Origin of the sequence: Massilia sp. TSP1-1-2, from assembly GCF_049896185.1 — a bacterium.
Classification (GTDB): domain Bacteria; phylum Pseudomonadota; class Gammaproteobacteria; order Burkholderiales; family Burkholderiaceae_D; genus Telluria_A.
The window spans coordinates 1-584 of the sequence record NZ_JAFCTU010000205.1 but is presented as its reverse complement, the minus strand read 5'-3'; the positions used below and the strand labels follow the sequence as shown (position 1 = coordinate 584).

Below are 584 nucleotides of genomic sequence, written 5' to 3'. Positions count from 1 at the left end.
TCGAGGATGGCGCGAATCTCGGCATCAACCTTTTGCTGAGTCGCTTCCGAAATCGTCTTGGTAGCACCGCCGAAAAAGCCTTCGTTCTCGCTATCTTCGTAGACCATCACGCCCATGCTGTCGCTCATGCCGAAACGGGTAACCATCGAGCGTGCCAGCTTGGTAGCGCGCGAAAAGTCGTTCGATGCGCCGGTCGACATCTGGCCGACAAAGATTTCTTCAGCAATACGACCACCGAACAAAATCGAGATGTCTTCCAGCATCTTGTCCTTGTACCAAGACAGCGTGTCGTGCTCCGGCAACTGCCACGTCAGGCCGAGGGCTGAGCCGCGCGGCATGATCGTGACCTTGTGCACCGGGTCAGCCTTTGGCAGCAGCTTGGCAATAACGGCGTGGCCGGACTCGTGGTAAGCCGTGTTCTTGCGTTCTTCTTCACGCATGACCATCGATTTACGCTCAGGCCCCATGTAGATCTTGTCCTTGGCATCCTCGAAGTCATTCATTTCCACCAAACGCTTGCTGCGGCGGGCGGCAAACAACGCTGCCTCGTTGACCAGATTGGCCAGGTCGGCACCCGAAAAGCC

At 56.8% G+C, this 584-nt stretch carries 1 pseudogene; it reads right to left on the bottom strand.

From position 1 onward, the window contains the following. Positions 1 to 584: pseudogene (locus ACP7BV_RS27715) on the bottom strand (ATP-dependent zinc metalloprotease FtsH); the annotation flags it as partial.